20 protein-coding genes are annotated in these 26,705 nt (G+C 37.0%); 10 read left to right on the top strand and 10 right to left on the bottom strand.

The genetic code is table 11. The features are described from left to right. Positions 1-29 precede the first annotated feature (29 nt). A complete protein-coding gene (locus tag AC1W31_RS01175) occupies positions 30-3,038 on the bottom strand; it encodes an amidohydrolase family protein (protein WP_481732560.1) in 3,009 nt (1,002 codons plus the stop codon). Between the two features lie 351 nt (positions 3,039-3,389). On the opposite strand from AC1W31_RS01175, the gene AC1W31_RS01170 reads away from it, so the two are divergent. From AC1W31_RS01170 to AC1W31_RS01155, 4 genes are all read left to right on the top strand, one after another. Then, positions 3,390-3,971 (top strand): RNA polymerase sigma factor, encoded by a 582-nt coding sequence (locus AC1W31_RS01170; RefSeq protein WP_481732559.1) that lies wholly within the window; start codon positions 3,390-3,392, stop codon positions 3,969-3,971. Between the two features lie 175 nt (positions 3,972-4,146). Next, positions 4,147-4,407, top strand: a complete 261-nt coding sequence (locus AC1W31_RS01165) for a hypothetical protein (protein ID WP_481732558.1) — start codon at positions 4,147-4,149, stop codon at positions 4,405-4,407. A gap of 38 nt (positions 4,408-4,445) precedes the next feature. Continuing rightward, the gene (locus AC1W31_RS01160) at positions 4,446-7,541 is read left to right on the top strand and encodes a SusC/RagA family TonB-linked outer membrane protein (RefSeq protein ID WP_481732557.1); all 3,096 of its coding nucleotides are present in this window, start codon (positions 4,446-4,448) and stop codon (positions 7,539-7,541) included. A 69-nt stretch (positions 7,542-7,610) separates the two neighbouring features. Then, complete coding sequence (locus AC1W31_RS01155; protein ID WP_481732556.1) at positions 7,611-9,311, top strand: RagB/SusD family nutrient uptake outer membrane protein; 1,701 nt, start codon at positions 7,611-7,613, stop codon at positions 9,309-9,311. Between the two features lie 153 nt (positions 9,312-9,464). On the opposite strand, the gene nspC is transcribed toward AC1W31_RS01155, so the two are convergent. Continuing rightward, on the bottom strand, positions 9,465-10,601 hold the full coding sequence (nspC, locus tag AC1W31_RS01150; protein ID WP_481732555.1) for a carboxynorspermidine decarboxylase: 1,137 nt from the start codon (positions 10,599-10,601) through the stop codon (positions 9,465-9,467). A gap of 264 nt (positions 10,602-10,865) precedes the next feature. Then, positions 10,866-12,080 (bottom strand): saccharopine dehydrogenase family protein, encoded by a 1,215-nt coding sequence (locus tag AC1W31_RS01145; RefSeq protein ID WP_481732554.1) that lies wholly within the window; start codon positions 12,078-12,080, stop codon positions 10,866-10,868. 158 nt (positions 12,081-12,238) lie between these two features. Here AC1W31_RS01145 and AC1W31_RS01140 point away from each other — a divergent pair, with 158 nt between their 5' ends. After that, positions 12,239-13,171, top strand: a complete 933-nt coding sequence (locus tag AC1W31_RS01140) for an AEC family transporter (RefSeq protein ID WP_481732553.1) — start codon at positions 12,239-12,241, stop codon at positions 13,169-13,171. Between the two features lie 216 nt (positions 13,172-13,387). On the opposite strand, the gene AC1W31_RS01135 is transcribed toward AC1W31_RS01140, so the two are convergent. Next, entirely contained in the window at positions 13,388-13,528 is a 141-nt protein-coding gene (locus AC1W31_RS01135; RefSeq protein WP_481732552.1) for a hypothetical protein, read from the bottom strand. Positions 13,529-13,565: 37 nt separating this feature from the next. Between AC1W31_RS01135 and AC1W31_RS01130 the strand changes: the two genes are divergently transcribed. Beyond that, a complete protein-coding gene (locus AC1W31_RS01130) occupies positions 13,566-13,850 on the top strand; it encodes a hypothetical protein (protein WP_481732551.1) in 285 nt (94 codons plus the stop codon). A gap of 68 nt (positions 13,851-13,918) precedes the next feature. Here the strand turns inward: AC1W31_RS01130 and AC1W31_RS01125 are convergent, their stop codons facing one another. The 5 genes from AC1W31_RS01125 to AC1W31_RS01105 all read right to left on the bottom strand — a co-directional run bounded on the left by AC1W31_RS01125 (position 13,919) and on the right by AC1W31_RS01105 (position 18,396). Next, on the bottom strand, positions 13,919-14,470 hold the full coding sequence (locus AC1W31_RS01125) for a C40 family peptidase (protein ID WP_481732550.1): 552 nt from the start codon (positions 14,468-14,470) through the stop codon (positions 13,919-13,921). A 72-nt stretch (positions 14,471-14,542) separates the two neighbouring features. Beyond that, positions 14,543-15,058, bottom strand: coding sequence for a DinB family protein (locus AC1W31_RS01120; protein ID WP_481732549.1), 516 nt, complete (start codon positions 15,056-15,058; stop codon positions 14,543-14,545). 23 nt (positions 15,059-15,081) lie between these two features. Then, the gene (locus AC1W31_RS01115; RefSeq protein ID WP_481732548.1) at positions 15,082-15,708 is read right to left on the bottom strand and encodes a Uma2 family endonuclease; all 627 of its coding nucleotides are present in this window, start codon (positions 15,706-15,708) and stop codon (positions 15,082-15,084) included. A 109-nt stretch (positions 15,709-15,817) separates the two neighbouring features. After that, positions 15,818-17,935 (bottom strand): Tex family protein, encoded by a 2,118-nt coding sequence (locus tag AC1W31_RS01110; RefSeq protein WP_481732547.1) that lies wholly within the window; start codon positions 17,933-17,935, stop codon positions 15,818-15,820. 8 nt (positions 17,936-17,943) lie between these two features. After that, positions 17,944-18,396 carry a GNAT family N-acetyltransferase gene (locus AC1W31_RS01105; protein WP_481732546.1) on the bottom strand — a complete coding sequence of 151 codons (453 nt, stop codon included), beginning with the start codon at positions 18,394-18,396 and terminating at the stop codon, positions 17,944-17,946. Between the two features lie 127 nt (positions 18,397-18,523). On the opposite strand from AC1W31_RS01105, the gene AC1W31_RS01100 reads away from it, so the two are divergent. The 4 genes from AC1W31_RS01100 (at position 18,524) to AC1W31_RS01085 (ending at position 25,209) form a co-directional block, all read left to right on the top strand. Then, positions 18,524-20,131, top strand: a complete 1,608-nt coding sequence (locus tag AC1W31_RS01100; protein ID WP_481732545.1) for an ABC transporter substrate-binding protein — start codon at positions 18,524-18,526, stop codon at positions 20,129-20,131. Positions 20,132-20,253: 122 nt separating this feature from the next. After that, complete coding sequence (hemL, locus tag AC1W31_RS01095) at positions 20,254-21,537, top strand: glutamate-1-semialdehyde 2,1-aminomutase (protein ID WP_481732544.1); 1,284 nt, start codon at positions 20,254-20,256, stop codon at positions 21,535-21,537. Between the two features lie 153 nt (positions 21,538-21,690). Further along, on the top strand, positions 21,691-23,982 hold the full coding sequence (locus AC1W31_RS01090) for a GH92 family glycosyl hydrolase (RefSeq protein ID WP_481732543.1): 2,292 nt from the start codon (positions 21,691-21,693) through the stop codon (positions 23,980-23,982). A gap of 138 nt (positions 23,983-24,120) precedes the next feature. Beyond that, on the top strand, positions 24,121-25,209 hold the full coding sequence (locus AC1W31_RS01085; protein ID WP_481732542.1) for a glycoside hydrolase family 130 protein: 1,089 nt from the start codon (positions 24,121-24,123) through the stop codon (positions 25,207-25,209). Positions 25,210-25,378: 169 nt separating this feature from the next. On the opposite strand, the gene AC1W31_RS01080 is transcribed toward AC1W31_RS01085, so the two are convergent. Then, positions 25,379-26,695 (bottom strand): TolC family protein, encoded by a 1,317-nt coding sequence (locus tag AC1W31_RS01080; protein WP_481732541.1) that lies wholly within the window; start codon positions 26,693-26,695, stop codon positions 25,379-25,381. Positions 26,696-26,705 lie beyond the last annotated feature (10 nt).

Raw genomic sequence — 26,705 nt, 5'->3', positions numbered from 1 at the left:
GAAGTTATTGGGAGTATAACATTAACTTCTTAATCATTATGCTCACGATGCGTTTCTTCCGCAAAAATATCACCTTCTGAATCACAGTGCATTTGTCTTGGCTTTTTCATTTCTGGTTTTGCCGTTGGATTTCCGCTCGCTTTAGAAGCTAACATTTTTTGAACCAAACGATTACGTTCAGAAGCAATCGTTGCTCTCAATTGTTTGTCTTTTTCTAAATCAAAATAAACCGCTCCGTCAATAATTACTTTTTCAGGTTTTGCGTACACCGAAAGTGGATTATTATTCCAAAGAACCACGTCGGCATCTTTACCCACTTTGATACTTCCCAAACGATTATCCAAATGCATCATTTTAGCGGGATTCAACGTAACCATTTTCCATGCTTCTTCTTCGGTCATTCCACCGTACATCACCGTTTTAGCGGCTTCTTGGTTTAATCTACGAGCCATTTCAGCATCATCCGAATTGATTGAAGTATTCACGCCAACTTTCGTCATCAAAGCCGCATTGAAAGGAATTGCCTCTTTTACTTCCATTTTATACGCCCACCAATCCGAGAAAGTTGAAGCATTTGCTCCGTGCGCTTTCATTTTATCCGCTACTTTATAGCCTTCCAAAATGTGCGTAAACGTATTTACTTTAAAACCCAATGAATCCGCAACTTTCATCAACATATTGATTTCAGATTGCACGTAAGAGTGACAAGTAATGAAACGTTTTCTGTTCAAAATTTCTACCAAAGCGTCCAATTCTAAATCACGTTTTACGGGCAATCCACCGACGTTTTTTATCGCTTTTTCGTATTCTTTTGCTCTCAAAAACGCATCCATCATAATCTGCTCAACGCCCATACGTGTTTGTGGGAAACGTACTCTGGCACGGTCGCCACCCCAGTTAGCTTGTTTTACGTTTTCTCCTAAAGCAAATTTGATAAAACCATCCATGTTTGGAATTTTCAACGCATCGGGAGCCTCACCCCATTTCAATTTAATAATGGCCGATTGACCACCAATACAGTTTGCCGAACCGTGCAATAATTGCGAAGAAGTAACGCCTCCTGCCAATTGACGGTAAATGTTAATGTCTTCCGAATTAATTACATCTTCCATTCTGACCTCTGAAGTTACCGATTGGGTACCTTCATTAATCGTAAATAAAGCGATGTGAGAATGTTCATCAAAAATACCATTCGTCAAATGTTTGCCCGTTCCGTCAATTACTTTAGCCCCAACGGAAGAAAGATTTTTACCGAATTGAGCAATTTTTCCATTCTGAATCAGCACGTCCGCATTTTGAACAACTCCCGTTGCTTCGTTTGTCCAAACGGTCGCATTTTTTACTAAAATTGTTTCGGCTTGTGGTTTCGTTTCACTGCCATAACCATTGAAAGGATAGACTAATTTACCCATTTCAATTTTTGCTTTTTTGGCCGTATCAGGTTTGGCTGGCGTTTCTTTCATGGCTTCTTTAAAAGTTGCTACGAACGAAACGGATTTTCCATCCACACTAATTCCTTGTCCAACGATATTCTTTCCATCATAATAAGCGGCGATTCTTGAATCTCCTTTCTCTTTTTTGGCATCCAATTTATAGAGAATCGTAAGCATATCGCCCGTGCGAGTTACTTTTGGCGTAACTTTCACCGAATCCGTTACCACAATTTGATATTCAGGTTTGTCTGCTTTTCCAGTTACGTTTAATTTCAATTTTGAATTCTCGTTAATCACCAAATCATAGTTTCCTCGAACATCTTTTACGTTCATATCGGCTAAAACGTAGCGTTTTCCTTTAATCCAGTTTTCATAAATTACGTTGCCATCTTTGAAAACATTATCCGAGGTAATTAGGAAATTGGCTAACATTCCTGTTTTCAAAGAACCAACCAAATTATCAACTTTCATCATTGAAGCGGGCGTTGAAGTCAAAGCCGCCAAAGCCGTTTTTTCGTCCAAACCATTTTCAATTGCTTTTCTAAGATTAGCCATAAAATCAGATTTAGTTTTCAAATTTGCCGTTGTCAAAGAAAAATTGATTCCTGCTTTCGACAAAATTCCCGCATTGGCAGGTGCCATTTCCCAGTGTTTCATATCGGTTAATAAAACAACTCTTTCATCAAATGGATCTTCTACGTCAGGAGTAAGTGGGAAATTTAAGGGTAAAATCAAGCTCACGCCCGCTGCTTTCACCTCATCTAAACGTTGATATTCGTCTCCCATACCTTTGATAATGTATTGAATACCGAACTCTTTACCAATTTTATTGGCTCTCAGAACGCCCAATTTATCCGTCACTTCAAATACTTGTGGGATTCCTTGATTGTTCGTAAAAGCATCCAAAGAAATGTTGTATTCGGTTTTTCCTTTGGCTTTTTTATACCAATCCACATCGTAATAGGTTTGACGAAGTAAAGCAACCGAACCCATTAATGAATTTGGATAATCTTGCGTTGAAGTTCCTTTTGAAAATGAATAATGAGAAGATACTTTACCTTTCAATAAAGCGTCTTGGTCTTTTCCTTCAGAAAGGGCAATTAAAGCCGAAGTTCCCCGAACGATACCGTCTTGTAGGTGAGAAATGACTACCCCAAATCCGACTTTACGTAAATCTTCCGCTAAACCATTATTGACGGTAAAAATTTTATCCGCCTCCACTTCTGGATTAATTGCTTGATTCCAATTGTAAGCACCTTTTTTCTTAGATTCGAGTTGTGGGTCGCCTCTAAAACCCGCTGGACCTTGACGAGTTGGTTCTGGAACGCCATAGTTTGAGTATGATTCTACAAAAGATGGATAGATTCTTTTACCTTTCAAATCCACAATTGTTGCTCCTTGCGGTATGATAATTCCCTTTCCTACGGATTCTATGATTGAACCTTTGATGATAAGCGTTGCTCCTTCAATGGTAGTATTGGCATCTGTAATAATGGTCGCATTTGTGAAAGCGTATAAATCTGGTCTTTCGTCTTGAACGCCATTCTTTGGAAAAGTTTGGGTTTGGGAAAAGATTAGTGGACTCAATAAGAATAAATTGAGCATTGTGATAAACAGTTTTTTCATTGTTTGTGATGGTTGGTTTGTTGAAATAATAACTAAAAGTAAACGCTAAAAGGGTAATATCCAACTTGGCTCAGTTGTTTTACCCAATACTTTTATAAAATATTACCCTTAGTATCATTGTAAAAGCAAAGATGGTTAAAATCTACTTTTGGGCAATTAATCAATATAATTTTACTAATATTTTAAAGTATTTTTCTTGTAAACGTTTCCGTAAACGTTTACGGAAAAATATTCAATAAAAACCTTGAATAGTGATATTTTTTTGATATATCTTTATAGCTCGAAATGTCCAAATTCCCTAAAATAGAATTTAATAACCAATTTAAGATAATGACGATTAACCCAAAAAACATTGACGAAGTAAAAATGTGGAATGAATTTCGTGGAGGAAACCATGCAGCCTTTACGCAAATTTATCAAAACTATGTTAGTCTTTTATATAATTATAGTACCAGTATAACTCCCGACCGTGAGTTGATAAAAGACTGCTTGCACGACTTATTTGTTGAACTTTGGAAGAATCATAAAAACTTAGGAGAGACAACATCTATTCGTTATTATTTGATGGCTTCCATCAAAAGGAAGTTGGTGCGTCATTTAGAAACCACTCAGCGCCATACCCAACACCACGAAGCTTATTATCTTGAAAATCCAGATTATACAGGTTCTCATGAACATCGTTTAGTCGCTTTTGAGGAAGAAAAATTATTGACTGATAATTTGAACGAATCATTTCGATTTTTGACAAAAAGACAAAAAGAAGCGGTTTCTTTAAAGTTTTTTCAAGATATGGATACCGATCAAATCTCAAATGCGATGAATATTAATCCACAATCGGTTTATAATTTAATTTTTGGTGCTTTGAAAATACTAAAAGAGCATATTTCACAAGAAAAATTAGCATTTGCTTAAAATAAATACCCTAAAAAAAAAGCCCGATTGACGACAATCGGGCTTTTTTTGTGGGTGAAATTCAAGAAAACCAAGATGAAATGTTTTTAGTCGATAATTTGAGTAGAAAGAAAGCCCCCTTGACTTTTGAATAAAAATACAAAAATAACTTTAAATATTTACAAAAGTGGTAGCAATGAATTTTCAAAAATATGAAGAATACTGTTCGGATGATTTTGCGACGGACTTTTATTTTTCACAATGGATTTATGCTCCCGATAATTTAACGGTATCATTTTTTTGGGAGAATTTTTTAATAAAATACCCCGATAAAATTCACGAAATCGAATTAGCACGACATAAAATTTTAAAACCTACCATCATTACAAATCAATTATCACAACAGGATATAGAAAGTTTATGGCATCAAATTAACGTGACCATTACAACTATTTAATATCCACAATTTTCAATCTTAATAAAATAAACATGAGTATGAAATCTTTACTAAAAATTAAAGGTAAAACGGGCTGGGCAATTTGCCTTATCCTTTCGATTTTTACCTTAACAAGTTACGGACAACAATCCGTTTCAGGCAAAATCTCTTCTGCGGAAGATGGCCAGGGCATCCCTGGCGTAAGTGTGGCCGTGAAAGGCACAAGTAAAGGAACCACTTCTGATGCTTCGGGAAATTACAAAATTGCGGCTGATGGTAAAGCAAAATTATTATTTTCAGCCATTGGATATATTTCTCAAGAAGTTGAAGTGGGAAGCAAAAGTTCAATTGACATCAAATTGACAAATGATGTTCAATCCTTGGGCGAAGTTGTTGTGGTAGGTTATGGTACTCAGAAAAAGAGTCAATTGACGGGAGCCATTTCTCAAATTTCTGCCAAACAAATTACAGAGATGCCTCTTACCAACGTTGGACAGGCATTACAAGGACGTGTTGCGGGTGTGGATGTTTCTCAATCTGGTAGTAAGCCTGGTTCCGTACCAAATATTTTAATTCGTGGTCGTCGTTCATTTAATGCAGGAAATAATCCTTTATATGTAGTAGATGGAATTCCGATGGCGGGTGATAGAAACGAATTATCTAATAATCGTCCTTTTGATTTTGCTTCGGGTGGTTATGAAGATATTAATCCAAATGATGTCGCTTCAATTGAGGTTTTGAAAGATGCTTCGGCGGCGGCCATTTATGGTGCAAGGGGTGCCAATGGGGTTATCCTTGTGACTACCAAAAGAGGAAAAACGAAAGGAAAGACAACCATCAGTTATGATACTTATTATGGTACTTCAAAGGCTTTAGATAAAGTTCAATTGTTTAATGGCAATGAATTTCAAGAATATGTTCGTGAGGCCTATCGTGCCACTGGCGGGTATAAAGATGCGAACGGAAATGCAGTGCCAACGGGTGTAGCTGATGCGTATGCGGATTCTAAAGTAGCCGTTTTGGGCGGAGATCCTAATGTTGCCGAAGGAATTGCGCAAGGAAGAAATACCGATTGGCAATCATTAATATTGCAAACGGGTATTCAACAAAATCATACTTTGGGTATTCAAGGCGGGAACGATAAAACACAATTTTATATTTCAGCAGGATTCTTCCAAGATAAAGGTATCAATGCAGGATTAGATTTCTCACGTTATTCTTTCCGTGCCAATATTGATCATCAAGTAAATGATTTCTTGAAAGTTGGTATTTCTTCATACATGATGAATAGTGTTAGAAATGGAGCAAGTTTAAATCCTTACGGATTTACTTTACAGCAAAATCCTTTGGCAACTCCCTATAATGCCGATGGAACCATTAAATTCTCTCCAACCAATGATGCATTATTGACGAATCCCTTAGCAGAAATTGTCCCAGGAGCGCAAGTTGATGAAATTAAAAAATATAGAATTTTTAACAGTATTTATGCAGAAGTTAAAATTCTTGAAGGCTTAAAATACAAAATAAATTTTGGACCTGATTTTACCATTGCCCGTGGAGGCCGTTTTATTGGTGCTTTAACGAATGCCAATAAAGGTGGAAATCCCGTTGCTGCTGACAATAATCAATATGGCTTTAACTGGACACTTGAAAACGTAATTAGTTATAACAAAACTTTCAACAAAGTTCATAATCTTGCCATTACCGCTTTACAATCAATTCAAAAGGAAAATTTTGAATACAATAATATATCAGTGTTTGGTGTACCCGTTGAAAGTCAACAATTTTTCAATCTTGGTGCTGGAACAGTTCAAGGTTATGGTAGTAATATAATTCAATGGACTATTAGCTCTTTGATGGGTCGTATTAATTATGATTATAAGGATAAATACTTAGTTACCGCAACGATTCGTCGTGATGGTTCAAGTAAATTTGGCGCTAATACAAAATACGGTAACTTCCCTGGAATTGCCTTGGGTTGGAATATTAGTAACGAACCATTCATGAAAGGATTAACTGCCATTGACCAATTGAAATTGCGTGCCAGTATCGGAACAACGGGTAATCAAGGTGTAGTTCCATATCAAACACAAGGTCAATTAGGACGTACTGCTTACGCTTGGAATAACACTGCGGCTTACGGATATCGTCCAAGTACTATTGGAAATCCAGATTTGAAATGGGAAACTTCAACTTCTAAAAACGTTGGTTTAGATTTCTCACTTTGGAGAGGAAGAGTATCTGGTTCGATGGAATTCTATCAAACAAATACTACCGATTTATTATTGTCTGACCAATTACCAGGTTCAATTGGATTTAGTGCCGTAACCCGTAACGTAGGTGAAACACAAAATACAGGATTTGAATTAGGTGTTTCGACCATCAACGTTGATAAAGGCGGTTTTAAATGGAGTACTGATTTTGTGTTTACTAAGAATACTGAAAAAATTGTTTCTTTGTATAATGGTGCGGTTGATGATATTGGTAATAAATGGTTTATCGGTCAACCTTTGTCGGTAATTTATGACTATAAGAAATTAGGTATCTGGCAAACAAGTGAAGCCGACCAAGCAAAAGCAATGGGAAGTACGGTAGGTCAAATCAAAGTTCAAGATACGAACGGAGATGGTAAAATTAATGCGGATGACAGAGTGTTTTTGGGTTCAGATATTCCAAATTGGACAGGAGGTATTACCAACCGTTTTGCTTACAAAGGATTTGATTTAAGTTTCTTTATTTATGCACGTCAAGGACAAGTAATTGTGAGTGGTTTCCACCAAGATTTGAATCAGTTAGCGGGTCGTTATGAGCAAATGAAAGTTGATTATTGGACACCAAACAATCCAACCAACGAATTTCCACAACCAAAATCAAACCAAGAATTTCCGGTAAATAATGGTGCTATTATCAATTTTGACGGTTCTTTTGTGAAAGTTCGTAATATTAACTTTGGCTATACAGTTCCACAAAAATTCGTTCAGAAATTAGGTATTGAGTCGCTTCGTATCTTTACAAGTATTCAGCAACCATTCATTTGGTCATCGTATCGTTCAAAATACAATGGTGTTGATCCAGAAACTGCGAATAACAAAGTTAATAGAGATGTTACTCCTGCAACGAGCGTGACAACTTTCGGATTAAATGTTAAATTCTAAAAAGCTTTGAGTTATGAGCCGTGAGCTTTGAGTTCACTTAGTATTTAAAATCAAAAAATAAATAAGAAAATGAAAAAAACATATATAAAATCGTTTAAAATATTCACCTTGATTTCCTTCATGATGGTCGGTCAATCTTGTGAAGATACGCTTAAAGAAACCGTAATCTCAGGAGTAAGTAATGATTACATTAATACGCCAGCGGGTTTCAATGCTGCTATTAACTCAGCTTATGCAAGTTTAAGAGGTTTTTATGGTACTCAAATGGGTTTAACTGTCACTGAATTCGGTACAGATTTATACGCAACGGGTGCGGATGGTGGTTACAAAGGATTCCATTTCTATGATGCTCAATTAAATTCACAAGTGGATTGGTTAGCATCAATTTGGGATGAATTATACAGAGGAATTAATACTTGTAATGCCGTTATTGAAAGAGCGCCAAGTGCAACTGGACTTACAGATGCTTTGAAAAAACAAAGAGTTGCTGAAATGAAGTTTTTGCGAGGACACTACTATTTCCTTTTATTACAACAATGGGGTGGCGTAGATTTAAGATTAACCGAAACTTTGGTTCCTACTAAAGTAACAACAAGAGCTTCAGAGGCAGATATGTACAAAGCAATTATTGCTGATTTGGAAGGTTCGTTAGCTGACTTAGAAAACAAAAAAGCATCTTCTGATTATGGTAGAGCAACTAAAGCTGCGGCAGAACATCTATTGGCACGTGTATATTTAGCGAAAGCAACGTCTTCTGCCAAAGCGGCTGATGACTATGCAAAAGCCGCCACTTACGCATCAAACGTAATTAATAACTACGGATTTAAATTATTGCCTGATTTTGCGAGTGTATTTGTTCAAGGTGCGGGAGAGATTAATGATGAAGTAATTTTTGCAGTACAATATACTTCAGATCCATTGACAAATACGGCTCCTGCTCCATTAGACAATACTGGAAATGGAAACACTTTTGGCAATAACCTTCACTTATTTTTTGGGATGCAATATGATGTTCAAGCAGGTATGCAACGTGACGTAAACTATGATAGACCTTTCAAAAGATTACGTCCTACGAAATTCTTGACTGAAACTCTTTTTGCCGATAAAGTAAATGATTCTCGTTACAAGAAAAGTTTTAGAGATACTTGGTTGTCAAACCTTCCTGGAACATATAATACAGCCTTTGATAACTCAAAAGCAAAAGTAACTTTCAAAAGTGGCGATACTACGATTTTTATACCAGGTTACGAAATGTCTTTGGCGGAACGTGCTAAAAGACCTTACCAAGTGTTAGTACCAAGTGCTTATACTGAGGCACTTTTCCCTACCTTGGTTAAGTTTATGGATCCACTTCGTCAAGACAAAACGTATGCGCCTGGTAGTCGTGATTTCTTGGCATTCCGTTTGGCGGATACTTATTTGATGTTGGCTGAGGCACAATTATTTCAAAATAAAATTTCCGACGCTACTGCATCTGTAAATATGGTACGTACACGTGCAGCATTCGCAGGAAAAACTGCTGCCATGCAAATTACCCCAGCACAAATGACTTTTGATTTCTTAATGGACGAAAGAGGAAGAGAATTGGCTGGAGAGCAAATTAGATGGATGGATTTAAAACGTTGGGGTAAATTGGTTGAACGTGTTAAAGCGTATAACCCACAAGCATCAGCCATTAAAGAAACGCATAATTTACGTCCAATTCCACAATCACAAATTGATAGAACAGAAGGTGGAGCTTCAGCATTCCCTCAGAATCCTGGCTATTAATATCAATTGCTAATTAAAAATTGATAATGGACAATTAAACGTTAAGGGTTAGTAAATTCAATAATTTTGAATCTACTAACCCTTAAATTTTTTAAATTATCCATTGTCAGCTATTTACTGTCGACTATCTCATTGTCAATTGTCCATTATCAATTAACTAAGTCTGTCTTTAAAACTTTCATATCCAAAAGATTTCACTAAATCGAAAGTGTCATCTTCTCGCCAAATACCAATAGATGGTAAATTTACACCGTTGAAAGTCGTTGTTTTTACCATCGTATAATGAATCATATCATCAAAAACAATGGAATCGCCAATTTCTAAGGGTTTATCGAAAGAATAATCTCCGTAAAAATCTCCCGCCAAACAAGTCATTCCGCCAAAACGATACGTTGGTTTTCCTTCAACTGGTTCGTGATATGCTCCTAAGATTACTGGTTTGTAAGGCATTTCTAAAGTATCGGGTAAATGAGCGGCGAAACTCATATCCAATATTGCCACATTAATTCCCTGAGAATCAATAATATCCAACACCGTTGAGGTTAAATAGCCAGTCCTCCACCCGACTGCCGAGCCTGGTTCCATGATAATTTTCAGGTTTGGGTAACGAGTTTTCAAGCCTTGCAACACACCAATTAAATGTTCAACATTGTAATCGGCCCGAGTGATTAAATGTCCGCCACCCAAATTTAACCATCTGACTTGCTTCAATAAACTGCCGAAACGTTCTTCGATGGCTTGTAAAGTTCTTTCCAAGGTAAAAGAATCATTTTCACAGAGCGTGTGCGAATGCAAACCTTCAATGCCTTCGGGTAAAGTATCGCTAAGCTGATTGCGGGTGATACCCAAACGAGAACCAGCAATGCAAGGATTATACATATCCGTTTCAACCTCGGAATATTGAGGATTAATTCGGAGTCCGCAACTTACGCCACCCGCAATGGCTCTATCCTTAAATTTACTGAACTGATTTAAGGAATTGAAAGAAACATGGTTGGAATAGGTTAATAACTCATCAAACTCAGAATCTAAATAAGCAGGAGAATAAACATGAGTCTTAGCTCCCATTTCTTCAAAACCCAAACGAGCTTCGTGCAGTGAACTTGCCGTTGAACCTGCCAAATATTGGCGAACCATTGGAAAAGTAGAGAACATTGAAAACCCTTTCAAAGCACAAATTATTTCGATTTTGGCTTGTTGTTGGACGTATTTTAGGAGTTCTAAATTTTTACGTAAAAGCCTATCTTCTAAGACGTAACAGGGAGATGGTATTTGTTTGAAATCTATCATTTATTTTAAGGTTTTAGGGGTTAGTAAAAATACGTATATTTGAACTTCCCGAAAGTTTATGAGTGCCAACTTCCCGAAAGTTCTTTCACTTTCGGGAAGTTCTATTGAGTCCGAACTTGTCGAAAGTAAAAAGAACTTTCGACAAGTATAGTTTCGGAAAGTTCTCTTTGGGTCAGAACTTCTCGAAAGTAAAAAAACTTTCGAGAAGTAGAAAACGAGTTTATTTATTCATAAAACCAGACCCTTAAAACCGATTACCTCATTTTAATACTCATGTGGAAGAGTGCCGTTCACAATTTCATGCCAAGGCAAACCGTGAATGTTCAACATCGCCATAAATGGGTCTGGATTCATATCTTCGCAATTCCAAACGCCTGGCTTCATCCATTCACCCGTAATCATCATCATGGCTCCTATCATGGCTGGCACACCCGTTGTGTAACTTACGCCCTGTGCTTGAACTTCTTTCCAACAATCTTGGTGTTTGCAATTATTCCAAACGTAATAGGTTTTATCTACACCGTCTTTAATTCCTTTGATTTGACAACCAATTGACGTTTCGCCCGAATAGTTTTCTCCTAATGAACTTGGTTCTGGTAAAACTGCTTTCAGAAATTCCAAAGGAACAATCTCCAAGCCTTGAAATTTGATGGGTTTGATAGAGGTCATTCCTACATTTTCCAACACATTTAAGTGCGTAATGTATTGTTGCCCGAAAGTCATCCAGAATCTTGCCCGTTTCAAGGTTGGGAAGTTTTTCACCAAAGATTCTAATTCTTCGTGGTATAGAACATACGATTCTTTGGGTCCAATGCCGGGATAATCAATGGGTTTATGAATTGACATCGCTTCAATTTCTACCCATTCGCCATTTTCCCAGTATTTACCTTTTTGCGTAATCTCCCGAATGTTAATTTCTGGATTGAAATTAGTAGCAAATGCTTTACCATGGTCGCCCGCATTACAGTCGATAATATCCAAATAATGCATTTCATCGAAATGGTGTTTATTGGCGTAAGCGGTATAAACTTGGGTAACACCTGGATCAAAACCACAACCCAAAAGAGCCATTAAACCAGCTGCTTTAAAACGCTCCTGATAAGCCCATTGCCACGAATATTCAAATTTGGCAACATCTTTGGGTTCATAATTGGCGGTATCCATGTAATGAATTCCTGTTTCAAGACAGGCATCCATAATGGTTAAATCTTGGTAGGGTAGCGCCACATTGATAATCATAAATGGCTTTACTTTGTTAATAAGTACTACTAATTCAGGTACGTTATCGGCATCAACTTGCGCAGTTTGAACCTTCGTCGGCAAACCGATTTTTGCACATTCTTCTGCAATCGCATCACATTTACGGAGGGTGCGGCTTGCCAACACCACTTCTGAAAACACATCAGGATTCATGGCGCATTTCTTCACCACTACATTTCCTACGCCACCCGCACCTATGATTAAAACTTTCTTTGACATTTTTATAATTATTTAATCGTTTTTTACTTGTTGAAAATAGTATGATTCCTTGAAGAATACCCTAATTATCACAAAATTAATCAAACCTCATAAATTAAAGGTGATTCATGCGTTAATTTTGTAAGAATATAGCAAATCACTATTTAGATGTTATTCTTATGAATCAAACCAATACCGTTTTCGTCATGGCTTTGTCCATTATTTTGATAGGCTATTTATTAAAAATAAAAAATATTATTGCTGAGTCAGAAGGTAAAATTATTTCCAAATTTTTAATGCACAGCACCTTTCCAGCCTTGATATTTGTGACAATGGTACGGGTGAATTTTGAATTAAACTTACTTTTATTACCCGTAATTGCTTTTTTCTTTTCGGTTTTTACGATGGTAACCGCAAGATATTTTTTCAAGAGTCAAGCCCAAAAAATGAAGGCAATGTTGATTATGGGCAGTGGAGGTTTCAATTTAGGGCTATTCGCTTATCCACTCATTGAAGGAATTTGGGGGCAAGCAGGCATGGTTTACGCCGCCATGTTTGATATAGGAAATGCCTTTGCCGTTTTTGGTTTGGTGTATGGCACAGGGGCTTTTATGTCGGAACAGAATGTGGTTCATTCTAAAAAAGATAATATTAAAAAAGCGGTCTGGAAAATTACCACTTTAGTTCCTTTTCAAGCAGTAATTTTGGGTATCATTGTCAATTTGAGTCATTTTCAAATGCCTGAAATTGCCATGAATATTTTGGATGTTTTGGCAAAGGGTAATAAGGTGATTGTGTTACTAATTATGGGGATTTATCTAAATTTTTCAATACCTAAAGATATCCTTAAAAAAACGATTAATGTCTTGGCAATCAGGTATTTTTGGGGACTTTTATTAGGTGTAATTTTCTATTATTCTCTTCCTTTTGAACTGCTTTATCGTCATGTATTATTGATAATTCTAATTGTACCCATCGGTATGACATTATTACCGTTTTCGGATGAATTGGGCTATGATACCAAAATGGCAGGCGTTTTAGTTAACTTTTCAATGTTAATAAGTTTTGTGATGATGTGGGCTTTGGTGGTGGGGTTGGGAATGGGTAATTAGGAGGCTCGAGATTCGATGTTAGTTTTCAGATGTTCGATAAAGCGCTGATTTTCAATAACTTATTACTCACTTTATCCATTTAATTTTTGCCCTATCTATATTTAATAAGTCATGTTAAACAAACATACAGCGTATCTAAATATTTGTAGTATTTGGGTAAGCTGTATGTTTAAAATCTCAAGAAATCATACTTATAAATTCTTAATAACCAGAATTTTAAGTCAAAACTGGATTCAACGTCATTGCTACCGTTGGAATTGGGAAAATTCTGCGAGTTACATCTGCATTGGTTTTGAATCCGTAAGCATCTTCGTATTTGCCAAAGCGAATCATGTCATTTCTGTGCCAAATTACCATAACGTATCGTATTTGTCCAACCAATTAATAATTTTGGTTGTGGACTTCCGATGTACTTATAATCCGTTCCAATGGCGGAAGGTTTTCGGGATTAAAGAAATTGGAAGATTCAGCCGATAATTATTCGTTGGCGAGTGGTTCAGGAGAATACAATTTTGGAAAAGATTCCTTTAAAATTGACGGAGGTATTTTTAAACCTACAAAACGTAGAGGATTGGACGGCGAAATGTTCACCTCCCATTTTGGCACTTTAAGAACCGAAGGAATGCACGTTTATTTCACAGGGATTACGCCATTTGAGCATAAAATTCAACTTGAGTGATTGAGTGAATTAGCGGTAGAGTGATTTGAGAAAATTTTCACAAATCACTCAATCACTAATTCACTCCATTAGAAAGGTCGGGTTGCCTTCGCAAAGCAACTCATCCAATATTTACTAAATAAATTATCTTCTTTAATCCCTTTGGAAGAGGAGGCGTGAATGAAGAGAACTTCTTTGTCGTTTTTAAATTCTGTAACCATTCCAGCGTGATTGATTGATGAAGTTCCTCCTTTGTTCGTCACAAAAAATACCCAATCGCCCGCACGCAATTCATCAACTGATATTTCTCTACCTATTTCGGATTGTTGCCATGAAATTCTTGGAATTTTGAAGCCATATTGTCCGTAAACGCAATAAAGTAAACCCGAACAATCCATTCCGTTGCCGTCTGTTCCGCCCAAACGGTAGGGAACACCCGTATAAGAACGTGCCAAAGAAACCATTTCGTTGATGGTTTTTGAATTATAATTGCGTTGATATGATTTTGAAGGAGCTGCTTTCGTGGAAGCCGAAGAATTATCCATTTCTCGACGACGAAAAAGCCGACAAGAATCTAAAAATATAAGCAGTAAAAGAAGTATCAGTACCCGATGAAGGGCATTGGGAGAGGGTTCTTTCATACAATTTTTATCGTAAGGATATTAGTAATTACAATTCAAAGATAAACGATTTTTTGAAGATTGAATTGTATTTTACGAATTTTTTAGTATTCTGACGGTAACGAAAAGCTGTCCAACGTGGCGTTGGGTATGTTCGGCCGCATGAAAAAGTAAGCCTAATAGATTGGTTGGAATTTGTTTTCTGCCGATTCCACGGGGTTCTAAAAGTATTTTTTCGTCCATATTTTTCAATTGCGTCAGGGCTTTATTTACTTGATTATTGAAACGAGTCAGCAAACCTTTCACGGTCAAATATTGCGTATTATCCGATTCTAAGGCTAATAATTCCAATTGGTCCTCGTTCAATAATTGATTGTTGGCGTACGTGAAAAGCCTATCCAACACGCCAGAAAGGTGTTGCAAATGGAAGGCTACCGAAGCAATACCTGCTGGTTTTTCCCAAATTAATTCATTGGGAAAATCTATCATCATCAAATTGACTTCTTCACGAGCCTGCAAAATGGCATGAGCGACGGGTTGCAAAAGTGGAGCAAGTCCTGCAATGGGGCCACGCATCCAGACTTCAAGATTCTGATTTGGTTTATTCATAGGTTAGTTAGCGTGAATTTATTCTAAAGAAAAGCATCAATTTTATCAAAAATATCATTCAATTTTACATCCATCGTATCAATTAGGATTTCGGGGTTTTCATGGTCATAAATTGTTTCCGTCCACACTTTGGGGTTTTCTGTTTTCTGAAATTTTATCACAACCTTCTCAAATCTATCCACAAAAATTACTTCGTGAATGCTTTTCATACTTTGGTATTTGTACAGCTTTTCATTCAAATCATATTGATAAGTCCCCTCTGAAAGCACTTCAACAACTAAATATGGATTTAAAATAATAGCATTTGACTGATTATAAAACTCCAATTTCCCTTTTACAACAGTTACATCTGGATTAAAAAAGCCTTGCTTGTCACTATTTTTTACGCCAAGATTACTACCAAAAACATTAAATCCATTGAATTGATAGTGAGTTACTAAAAGTGTGGTCATATAACTGACAATAAATTCGTGAATGGCTGATGCAAGACCCATAATGATAATTTTTCCGTTGTTATATTCTGCTTTGTAGATAGTTTCTTCTAAAAAATCCATAAATTCATCCCAAGTGGCTTCGATGGTTACGATACCTCCTTGTTCAATTTTCTGAATTTGAATTTCCGATAAAACTATTTTTTCGAGTAATTCCATTGGTTGATGAATTTAGATTTTTAGTAAATATAGAAATATTCGATAAACTTCCCGAAAGTTTAAACCCGCAATGGATATTGTTTCGGGAAGTTTAAGTTCGTCGTGAATATTACAAACCCTTCATACTCAACGCCACCCTTTTTCTGGCAGTATCAACCTCCATCACCCGCACTTTCACGTGTTGTTGTAATTTCACCACTTGATTGGGGTCAGAAACGTATTGATTGGCTAATTGAGAAATATGTACCAAACCATCTTGCTTCACACCAACGTCCACAAAACAACCAAAAGCGGTAATATTTGTCACAATTCCTGGCAAAATCATTCCTTGGTATAAATCCTCCACTTTCTTTACATTCGGGTCAAATTCAAAGGCAATTAATTGCTCTCTGGGGTCACGAGAAGGCTTTTCCAATTCCTTCATAATATCTTGGAGCGTCAATAAACCAATTTTTGGCGTAACATAATCTTTCAAAATAATGCGTTTTCTCAACTCTGGTTGATTCATTAAATCCTTTACGGTACATTTCAAATCCTTCGCCATTTGTTCTACGACGGGATAGGTTTCGGGGTGAACGGCCGAATTATCCAAGGGATTTTTCGCTTCGTGAATCCTTAAAAATCCGGCACATTGCTCAAAGGCTTTATCGCCCAAACGGGCCACTTTTTTAATTTGACTTCGGGAAGTAAAATCGCCATTTTCCTGCCGAAATTTCACCACATTTGCCGCAATGGCAGGGCCTAAACCAGCCACGTAACTTAACAAATGTTTAGAAGCCGTATTGAGATTTACCCCAACTGCATTTACGCAACTTTCCACCACCGCATCCAAAGAATCTTTCAACAAATTCTGTTCAACATCGTGCTGATATTGCCCAACGCCAATGGATTTTGCATCAATTTTCACCAATTCAGCCAAAGGATCCATCAATCTACGACCAATTGAAACGGCTCCACGAACCGTAATATCTTTGTCGGGAAACTCCTCACGAGCAATCGTTGAAGCCGAATAAATGGATGCACCTTGTTCCGAGACGGCAAAAATTTGTGGGATTTTCTTGAACGGAAGTTTCTTCACAAAATCCTCCGTTTCACGTCCAGCCGTGCCATTTCCAATCGCCACCGCTTCAATTTGATATTTTTCGGACAACGCCAAAACCTTGTCCTGAGCCTCTGAAGGCTTATCGAATGGATAAATAACCGTATCCGCCAATAGATTTCCTTGAGCATCCAAAACCACCGTTTTACACCCTGTCCGATAACCTGGGTCGATGGCAAGCACCTTTTTTTGTCCCAAAGGAGAAGCCAACAATAACTGACGAAGGTTCTGGGCAAAAATTCTGATGGCCTCGTTATCCGCTTTCCCTTTCGACAATCCCGCAAATTCATTTTCGATTGATGGCTTCATCAAACGTTTATAAGAATCGGTAATGGCAAGTTCAACTTGTTCCTTTGCTTCGGGTAATCCACGCAAGAAAATTCTATCCAAAGCACCCAAAGCGTTGTCCTCTTCGGGCGAAATAGTTACCGATAAAAAGCCTTCTTCTTCCCCTCTACGTATTGCCAAAAGTCGGTGCGAAGGCACTTTTTTCAACGGCTCATTAAAATCGAAATAATCACGGTATTTTGCCCCCTCCTCTTCCTTGTTTTTCTTCACTTTTGCATACACAATTGCTTCACGGTCAAAGACTTTACGGACGGCAATTCTGGCATCCATATTTTCGTTTACCCATTCCGCCATAATATCTCTGGCTCCTTGTAAAGCCTCTTGAACATTGGCAACTTTATCATTCAAAAACGACTCTGCTTTTTTGAGAACGCTATTTTCTTTTTGCTCAAAAATCAACTTCGCCAAAGGTTCTAAACCTTTTTCGATGGCAATGCTCGCACGAGTTTTACGCTTTTGTTTATACGGTAAATAAAGGTCTTCCAATTCTTGGAGATGAAAGGCATTAGTGAGTTTTTCCAATAAAATAGGCGTCATTTTGCCTTGTTCTTCAATAGATTTAATAATTCCCTCCCGACGCTTATCGGCCTCTTTCAGTTTCGTCCAAAGTTCTTTAATATCCAGAATTTGTACTTCATCAAGACTTCCCGTGGCTTCTTTTCGGTATCGGGCAATAAAAGGAACGGTTCCGCCTTCGTCAAATAGATTAATCGTATTTTGTACTTGATGGGTCATCACGCCCACCGAGTTAGCGATGATTTGGATTTGTGTTTTATTCATTATTATTTTTAATTTCTAATCATCAAAATATGTTCAATGCCATCCTCCAAATAAACCTCATCAAGCTGCTCAAAACCGAAAGACTCATAATATTTTTTGAGGTATAATTGAGCGCCAATTTTTATAGGAACACCTCCGTAAAGTTCTTCTAAAAGTTCGATAGATTTCTGCATCAATTGTTTGCCAATTCCACTTCCCCTGGCTAATGGAGAAGTAACTACTCGCCCAATAGAAGCTTCCTCATACGATACGCCCGCTGGCACGATACGAGTGTATGCCATCACTTTTTGAGAATCCGTATCGAAACCCATCAAATGGTAGCATTTAAAGTCTTTATCATCCAAATCTTGAAAAGGACAATTTTGTTCAACAATAAAAACCTCATTTCGGAGTTGCAGAATTTGATACAATTCTGTGGTTAAGAGATTTTTAAAATGTTTGTGATACCAAGTGATATTCATAATTGTTGATGATTAAACCCCTTTTTTACATTAAAGAGAAGTTGGTTGAGGTATTTTTCCTAAGAAACTTCTAAAAGCTAAATCCTTATTTTTATCTTTGTAAAAACCAGAATATAAAAACAATATTATGCTCAAAAGACTTATCCTTGCTTTACTATTATTGAGTATTTTTCAAAATATTAATGCTCAAAAAAATGCTTCTGAATACGAATCAGCCCATAAAAAAGCAATTCAGACTTATAAAAATGGTGAATTTAAAAAAGCTCAATCAGAATTTGAAGCAATATGCAACAATCGTGTTGAATCGTTTCTTGTTCCCTATTCGTTTTACTTTAATGCCCTTTCTTCTACAAAATTGCAGAAATATTCCGAGGCAAAAACAACTTTAAGAAATTTATTAGCACTTTATCCCAATTGGAGTCAAAAAGACGAAATTAACTATCTTTTTGCCAATATCGCATTTGAAGAAAAAAATTATGGAGAAGCGTTGGAGGTAGCAAAATCTATTAATTCAGAATCCCTTCAAGATGATTTGGCAGAAATGAAATCTTTTTATATTGGTGAAATTACCACTCAAAAAACCTTACAAGACCTTATAAAAAGGTTTCCTGATGAAAGTGTATTATCCGAAAAGAAAAATAAAGTTAGCGATATTTCCCAATCAAATCCGCCATCTGCAAATGTTAGTCAATCGAAGGGCTATTTTAATTTAGGAATTCTTTTACCCCTTGATATTGAAACACTTGAGCCAGACAAACCTCGAAAAAATCAGTACGCTATTGATATTTATCAAGGGATGAAAATGGCAAAATCGACGCTTTTGAAGGAGGGAATTACCATCAATCTTTTTACTTACGATGTCGCTAATAATCCTGACGATATGTTGGAATTAGTTAATAACGAATCTTTCAAAAAAATGGATTTGTTGGTGGGCCCATTATACACTGAAACCAATAAAGTAGCCACTGCCTACTGCGAAACATTTCAGATTCCGATTGTGAATCCAATGTCAAATAATCGTAAAATTTTGGATGAATATACTCTCTCTTTTTTGGCGCAACCTTCGGCTGAAATGCAAGCGATAAAAGCCGTTGATTTTGTCAGAAAACAAGCTTTTGTGGGTCGAAATACGGCTATTTACTATACAGATTCATACAATGATTCAACGATGGCGGAAACTTATCGTCAACAAATGCAAAAATTTGGTTATGAGATTGTTAAGTTTGAAAAAATCCTACCGTATTCCGATGATATAGGTTCAAAATTACCCTTGAACCAAGTTAGTCATATTTTCATGGCAACTTCCGATAAAAAAGCGGGACTTTCAATGATTACAGCCTTGAATAAAAAGGACTATATGTCGCCTCTCGTTACCACAGCGGAGGCTTTTAATTCCTCAAATTTGAGCATTGGAACCCTTGCAGGTAGAGAAGTTTATTGTCTCGACCCAGAATTTATAGATTTAGAAAAGCCCGAAGTGGATAGTTTTAGAAAAGATTATTTAATCAAATATGGAATTATTCCTTCCTATTATGCCTTTCATGGATATGATTTAACGCTTTTTTGGGGTAGAATTTTAGGCAGAAATGGCAATAATATTCGCCGAGGATTAGACAGTCGGGATACTTATAAAGACACGTACATTCTTTCGGGATTCAATTACATCAAATCACAAGATAATCAGGTGTTACCAGTAACAACTTTTCAGAATTATAAATTTGTATTAGCGAGATAGGCGAAGGAGAAAGGAAAATTAGGAGGAAGGGAGGAAAGAATGCAGGAATTATTTTATCAACTGCTTTTTTAACTCCAACACCTTCCTCCCTTTCTCCATTCTTTCTTTCCTCCATTTTATTCATGACAAACTCAGAACAACTTTTTCAAAAAGCAAAAAACTTTATTCCAGGAGGCGTAAACTCCCCCGTTCGTGCCTTCCGTGCAGTTGGTGGAAATCCTATTTTTATTAAATCAGCCAAAGGAGCGTATCTACACGACGAAGATGGTAATTCATACATTGAATTAATTAATTCTTGGGGTCCCATGATTTTGGGACACGCTCACGAGTTGGTAGAAAAAGCCGTTTCAGATGCTATTCAAGACGGTTTTTCTTTCGGCGCTCCAACTCGCAGAGAAGTAGAAATGGCAGAATTAATCTGTTCAATTGTGCCATCCGTAGAAAAAGTCCGCATGGTAAATTCAGGAACAGAAGCCACCATGTCAGCTTTGCGAGTGGCTCGTGGATATACAGGAAGGGATAAAATGATAAAATTTGAAGGCAATTATCACGGTCATGGCGACTCGTTTTTGATTGCCGCTGGTTCGGGAGCCATGACTTTTGGCGAACCCGATAGTCCAGGCGTTACGAAAGGTGTTGCCAATGATACTTTGACCGCACAATACAATAATTTAGCGGCCGTTCAGACTTTAGTTGATGCCAATAAAGGACAAATTGCTTGTATCATTCTCGAACCCGTTGTCGGAAATATGGGCTTAGTAAAACCCGTAGTAGGATTTTTGGAAGGACTTCGTAAAATTTGCGATGAAGAAGGAATCGTATTGATTTTTGATGAAGTAATGACGGGTTTCCGTTTGGCAAAAGGCGGTTTTCAAGAACGTTGTGGCGTGATTCCAGATATGACCACGATGGGGAAAATCATTGGTGGTGGTATGCCAGTGGGTGCTTACGGAGGAAAGAAAGAAATTATGGACATCGTTTCTCCTGCAGGACCTGTTTATCAAGCAGGCACACTTTCGGGCAATCCAATTGCAATGGCGGCAGGTCTGGCAATGTTAAACCATTTGAATACTACGCCTTCAGTTTATACTCGTTTGGAAGAACTAGGCACAAATTTGACCAACGGAATGAAAGCCAATATGGAAAAATTAGGCTTAAATTATACGCTCAATCACGTGGGTTCAATGTTTACTTTGTTCTTTACGGATAAACCCGTGAATAATTTTGAAGACGCAAAAACTTCTGATACGGCATTATTCGGGAGATATTTCCAAGCGATGTTAAAACGGGGAATTTACCTCGCTCCTTCTCAATACGAAGCGATGTTTCTTTCTACGGCTTTGACCGATGAGCATATTCAGATGATTTTGGAGGCGAATTTAGAGAGTTTGAGGGAAGTAGTGTAATCGCTAACTATGAACTATAAGGTTAAAAATCCATTCGACAATAGTTGAATGGATTTTTCGTTTCGTTTAGTTTTATTCTATTAAAACCCTTACAGGATAAAAACACTACAAATAAATTCTAAATTTACCTTTCAAAACTTCCTCCAACATATCATGAAAAAAACAATCACTTCTTTACTCTTATTATTTTCTGTCATTGGGTTCAGTCAAAAAACTGCCAAGCAGGAAAATCTCTTGCAATATGTTAATCCTTTGGTGGGAACTGACTCTCGATTTGAGTTTTCAAACGGCAATACTTATCCCGCTATTGCCTTGCCTTGGGGCATGAATTTCTGGACACCGCAAACCAATAAAATGGGCGATGGTTGGTGTTATCAATACGCCAGCAACAAAGTGAGAGGGTTCAAACAAACGCACCAACCGTCTCCGTGGATTAACGATTACGGTGCTTTTTCTATTTTTGCGACTACCGAAAAACTCGTTTTTGACGAAAATAAACGGGAATCTTGGTTTTCACATAAGGCCGAAATTTCTAAACCCAATTATTACCGAAATTACTTATCAGACTACAACACAACCATTGAAATCACGCCAACCGACCGTGCCGCAAGATTTAGAATTACGTATCCACAAACGGATAAGGCGTATTTAATCATCGACGGATTCTTCAAAAATTCGATGGTGAAGGTTTTTCCGAAAGAAAGAAAAATCATTGGTTATGCCCGTAATTCATCTGGCGGAGTTCCCGATAATTTCAAAAACTATTTTGTCATCTACGTCGATAAAGAATTTGAAGAGGTTTTTGGCGTGAAAGATGGCGAAATTCAACCTAATGTTTTGGAAGTTGAAAGCAAACATGCGGGCAGCATTATTCGCTTCAAAACGAAAACGGATGAACAAGTGAATTTAAAAATTGCGTCGTCATTTATCAGTCCAGAACAGGCAGAATTAAATTTGCAGAACGAAATTGGCAATCAAAATTTTGACCAACTTGTCGCAAAAGGAGCCAATGCTTGGAATACCCAATTGAACAGAATTAAAGTTGAAGGCGGTTCTACGGATGAATTAAGAACATTTTATTCGGCCTTGTACCATACGATGTTGTTCCCAAGAAAATTTTACGAAATAGATAAAGACAATAAAATTGTCCATTATAGTCCGTATAATGGGAAAATTGCCTCGGGCTTTATGTTTACGGATAATGGCTTCTGGGATACATTCAGAGCGGTTTTTCCATTATTTAACTTGATGTTTCCCGAAATGAACAGCCAAATTATGGAAGGTTTAGCCAATACCTACAAAGAAGGTGGTTGGTTACCAGAATGGGCAAGTCCAGGACACAGAGATTGTATGGTTGGTTCAAATTCGGCTTCCATTATTTCGGATGCGTATTTGAAAGGCGTTGGTAGAAATAACATCGAAACGCTATACGAAGCCATCACAAAAAATACCAAAAATGAAGGTCCATTAAGTTCCGTTGGACGATTGGGAGCGAAATATTATAACGATTTGGGCTACGTTCCTTACGATGTTGGTATTAATGAAAATACGGCTCGCACGCTCGAATATGCTTACGATGATTTTACGATTTGGAAACTCGCAAAGTCCTTGAATAAACCGCAAAGTGAAATTGATTTATACGCTAAGAGAGCGCAAAATTACCGAAATGTGTTCGACAAATCAATCAATTTTGTTCGAGGAAAAAATAAAGATGGCAGTTTTCAAACACCTTTCAGACCTGATAAATGGGGAGATGCTTTTACGGAAGGATGTTCTTGGCACTGGACTTGGTGCGTTTTTCACGACGTGCAAGGGTTGATGGATTTAATGGGTGGTAAGCAAAATTTTGTGTCAAAATTAGACTCCGTTTTCACCGCACCACCTACTTTCGATTACTCATATTATGGCATTCAAATTCACGAAATTACCGAAATGTTAGTGATGAATATGGGACAATACGCTCACGGAAATCAGCCAATTCAGCACATGCCGTACTTGTATAATTATGCGGGTCAGCCGTGGAAAAGTCAATATCACGTGAGAAATATTATGAAAAAGCTTTATTCAGCGAATCCAGACGGACTTTGTGGCGATGAAGACAATGGACAAACTTCCGCATGGTACGTATTCTCGGCCTTGGGAATGTATCCCGTAGCACCTGGCACTGACCAATACGTGTTGGGTTCTCCGCTCTTCAAAAAAGCCACGATTAATTTACAAAATGGCAAAAGTTTCAGCATTATTGCACCTGAAAATAGCACAGAAAATATCTACATTGCCAGTGCGAAATTGAATAATGTAGCCTACTCGAAAAATTTTTTGAGCTACGGAGAACTCATGAAAGGTGGAATATTGAATTTAAAGATGTCGGCGAAACCGAATAAAACGAAAGGTATCAATCAAAGTGATTTCCCTTATTCTATGACTAATGAATTAAAAAAATAAGATTCATCAGAAAGCCCATCTAATAATTTTAGATTAAAATTAAACAAAAATTTTGAATCAGTTTCTTTATTTGATTTCTTTAGTTGCTATTATTTCTAAAGAATTAACAAATAATTAAAAATAAAAAAACAAATCCTGATGTACTTCAAATTAACTCTTCTATCAACATTCGTCCAAATTTTACTTGGCGTATCGACTGGTTTCGCACAACAACCTTCTTGGACATTAACGCCTTTTGTGAAACAGGATGCCGACAATCCAATTTTATTGCCCATTAAAAATACGGTGTTCAATTGTCCCGTTAGTAAACAACCTGTTCATTGGGAGGCAAAGGATGTTTATAATCCTGCGGCGGTGGTTCGCAACGGAAAGGTGTATTTGCTTTATCGGGCGGAGGATACGTTGAAATCGGTGGATGGTACTTCTCGCATTGGCTTGGCGGTGAGTTCCGACGGGATTCACTTCAAAAGACAAGCAAAACCTGTTCTTTTTCCAGAAAATGATTTCATGAAGCCTTACGAATGGGCGGGCGGTTGCGAAGACCCTCGAATCGTGGAAACTAACGAAGGAAAATATATTGTAACCTACACGACTTACGATGGCAAGACTGCTCGTTTATGCGTGGCAACCTCCACTAATCTTCAGAAATGGAAAAAGCAGGGCTTGGCATTTCAACAAGAGAAATACAAAGATTTATGGTCGAAATCGGGGGCAATTATTTGTCGTAGAGTTGGTTCGAGATTAATTGCCACCAAGGTCAACGGAAAATATTGGATGTATTTTGGTGATACCAGTATTTTCTTGGCAACCTCAAAGGATTTGATTAATTGGGAAATCGTGGAAGATAAAATGGGCAAGCCCAAACCCATTTTTGGTGCCAGACCAGATAAATTTGATAGCCGTTTAGTGGAATCTGGACCGCCAGCCATCATCACGAAAAAAGGAATATTATTGCTTTATAATTCAATGAATTTGCATGAAAACGGCTTTGCGGGTTTACCTCCCGATGCGTATAGTGCAGGGCAAATTTTGATGGACATGAATGACCCATCGAAGGTAATTGGAAGAACAGACGAAAATTTTATGAAGCCAGAAAAACCTTATGAATTAACTGGACAAGTGAATCAAGTCGTTTTTATTGAAGGATTGGTATATTTCAAGAAAAAATATTTCTTATATTACGGAACAGCAGACTCTAAAATTGCGGTGGCAGTTTGTCAATTTTAGTTTTATTTATTTTAAGAAAATTGAATATTGAAATAAACCAGTTAGGAAAACGACTACGATATTAGGTATCTTATGTTCAAAAATAATACAAATTTTAAGATAAAATTAAGGCTTCGTTGGATACGAAGCCTTAATTTTTAACTTAAAATTCAGTTTTATTACTTTGTGCTTATTTTCCCAACAAATTCCCAATTTGTTTAAGGGTAATCTCGGCTATTTTAGCATTATAACTCAAGTTATTTAAACGGTATCCAGAATTTTCAAAACTTTGTTGGGCAATAATGATGTCCACCGTTGTAGCATTTCCTAATTGAACTTTTTGAGTGATTAATTTTAACAATTTTTGCGCTAAAGCATAATTTTGACGTTCAGATTCAATCAATTTCATATTACTGGTGTAAGCTTCCCATGACTTAGCGGCTATATTTTGAAAGTTTTGGTCAATAATCTCTCGTTGAATTCTGGCATTTTGGGTATTCACTTTCGCAATTTGAACTTGTCGAGTGTTCACCGTTCCTGTATAGATTGGAATCGTTACCGCCATTCCTATAAATGGGCCATAGTTTTGATTCAAAAGCGTAAAACCAGCACTACTTTGACTCATCGAATAATTATAACCAGTGTTCACTGTAACAGATGGGTATCTTCGGGCATTTGTTTCTCTTTCAAGAATCTTATTAATATTTATCTGCACATCGGCTACTAAAAAGGCAGGGTTTTTTTTCAGATTTACTTCGATATTTTCCCACCGAATATCTTTATCGACCAGAATAGTATCCTTCACCATAATTTCGGTATTGGGATTTATAACCATGCTTCTCAACAAATCATCTTTGCTTTGCTCAATCACAATATATTGTGCTTTTTGTGCTTGGGTTTGGTTATTCAAATCTAATTGAGCTTGTAAATATTCAGAATCTCCCAATAATCCAACGTTTCTACGGGCTTCAATTAGCGCTAATCTTTGTTTTGAAACCTCAATCGATTGATTTAGCGTAGCAAGGAAATTTTGTTGTTGCACCACAGAATAATACTTAAACATTACGTCGGCAATAGCATTTTGAATCGTTGAATTTAATTGTTCTTGACTTAAATGTTGTAGCTCTTCTAATCGTTTTTTAGTAGCCAAAACTCGTCCTCCGTTGTACAAAAGCATAGATACTGTAACACCGAGATTAGCATTATTAGAAACTACGCCCGTTCTATTAGTACTTGTTCCGCTACTCAATTCTTGCTTTAAACCAGTTATTTGCTCGTTTGTACTTGCTACTCCAGTTATATTGGGTAACCCACCGGCAACTCCGATATTATTATTGATATTATTTATTTTTTCATTATTTTTTGAAATCTGAATATCTAAATTATTTTTCAAAGAAATATCTATGGCTTCGCTCAACGAAATTTGTTGTTGTGCAAAAGTCGGATTCAGTCCTACTAATAAAATAAGACAAAAAATGGGGAATGTATAATTAGAAAATGTTTTCATTTAATTTCTT

It is taken from the genome of Arcicella sp. (assembly GCF_964672035.1).
Note: the sequence above shows the minus strand (reverse complement) of the source record. Positions and strands in the feature narration are given on the sequence as shown.

Bases quoted from the DNA above. Each gene is read 5' to 3' on its own strand.
- AC1W31_RS01125 (WP_481732550.1), bottom strand. From the start codon at position 14,470: ATGAAAGAACCCTCTCCCAATGCCCTTCATCGGGTACTGATACTTCTT.
- AC1W31_RS01100 (WP_481732545.1), top strand. From the start codon at position 18,524: ATGCTCAAAAGACTTATCCTTGCTTTACTATTATTGAGTATTTTTCAA.
- AC1W31_RS01175 (WP_481732560.1), bottom strand. From the start codon at position 3,038: ATGCTCAATTTATTCTTATTGAGTCCACTAATCTTTTCCCAAACCCAA.
- AC1W31_RS01085 (WP_481732542.1), top strand. From the start codon at position 24,121: ATGTACTTCAAATTAACTCTTCTATCAACATTCGTCCAAATTTTACTT.
- AC1W31_RS01110 (WP_481732547.1), bottom strand. From the start codon at position 17,935: ATGAATAAAACACAAATCCAAATCATCGCTAACTCGGTGGGCGTGATG.
- AC1W31_RS01105 (WP_481732546.1), bottom strand. From the start codon at position 18,396: ATGAATATCACTTGGTATCACAAACATTTTAAAAATCTCTTAACCACA.
- AC1W31_RS01115 (WP_481732548.1), bottom strand. From the start codon at position 15,708: ATGGAATTACTCGAAAAAATAGTTTTATCGGAAATTCAAATTCAGAAA.
- AC1W31_RS01145 (WP_481732554.1), bottom strand. From the start codon at position 12,080: ATGTCAAAGAAAGTTTTAATCATAGGTGCGGGTGGCGTAGGAAATGTA.
- AC1W31_RS01135 (WP_481732552.1), bottom strand. From the start codon at position 13,528: ATGGTAATTTGGCACAGAAATGACATGATTCGCTTTGGCAAATACGAA.
- AC1W31_RS01160 (WP_481732557.1), top strand. From the start codon at position 4,446: ATGAAATCTTTACTAAAAATTAAAGGTAAAACGGGCTGGGCAATTTGC.
- AC1W31_RS01140 (WP_481732553.1), top strand. From the start codon at position 12,239: ATGAATCAAACCAATACCGTTTTCGTCATGGCTTTGTCCATTATTTTG.
- AC1W31_RS01080 (WP_481732541.1), bottom strand. From the start codon at position 26,695: ATGAAAACATTTTCTAATTATACATTCCCCATTTTTTGTCTTATTTTA.
- AC1W31_RS01155 (WP_481732556.1), top strand. From the start codon at position 7,611: ATGAAAAAAACATATATAAAATCGTTTAAAATATTCACCTTGATTTCC.
- AC1W31_RS01120 (WP_481732549.1), bottom strand. From the start codon at position 15,058: ATGAATAAACCAAATCAGAATCTTGAAGTCTGGATGCGTGGCCCCATT.
- nspC (WP_481732555.1), bottom strand. From the start codon at position 10,601: ATGATAGATTTCAAACAAATACCATCTCCCTGTTACGTCTTAGAAGAT.
- AC1W31_RS01165 (WP_481732558.1), top strand. From the start codon at position 4,147: ATGAATTTTCAAAAATATGAAGAATACTGTTCGGATGATTTTGCGACG.
- AC1W31_RS01090 (WP_481732543.1), top strand. From the start codon at position 21,691: ATGAAAAAAACAATCACTTCTTTACTCTTATTATTTTCTGTCATTGGG.
- AC1W31_RS01170 (WP_481732559.1), top strand. From the start codon at position 3,390: ATGACGATTAACCCAAAAAACATTGACGAAGTAAAAATGTGGAATGAA.
- hemL (WP_481732544.1), top strand. From the start codon at position 20,254: ATGACAAACTCAGAACAACTTTTTCAAAAAGCAAAAAACTTTATTCCA.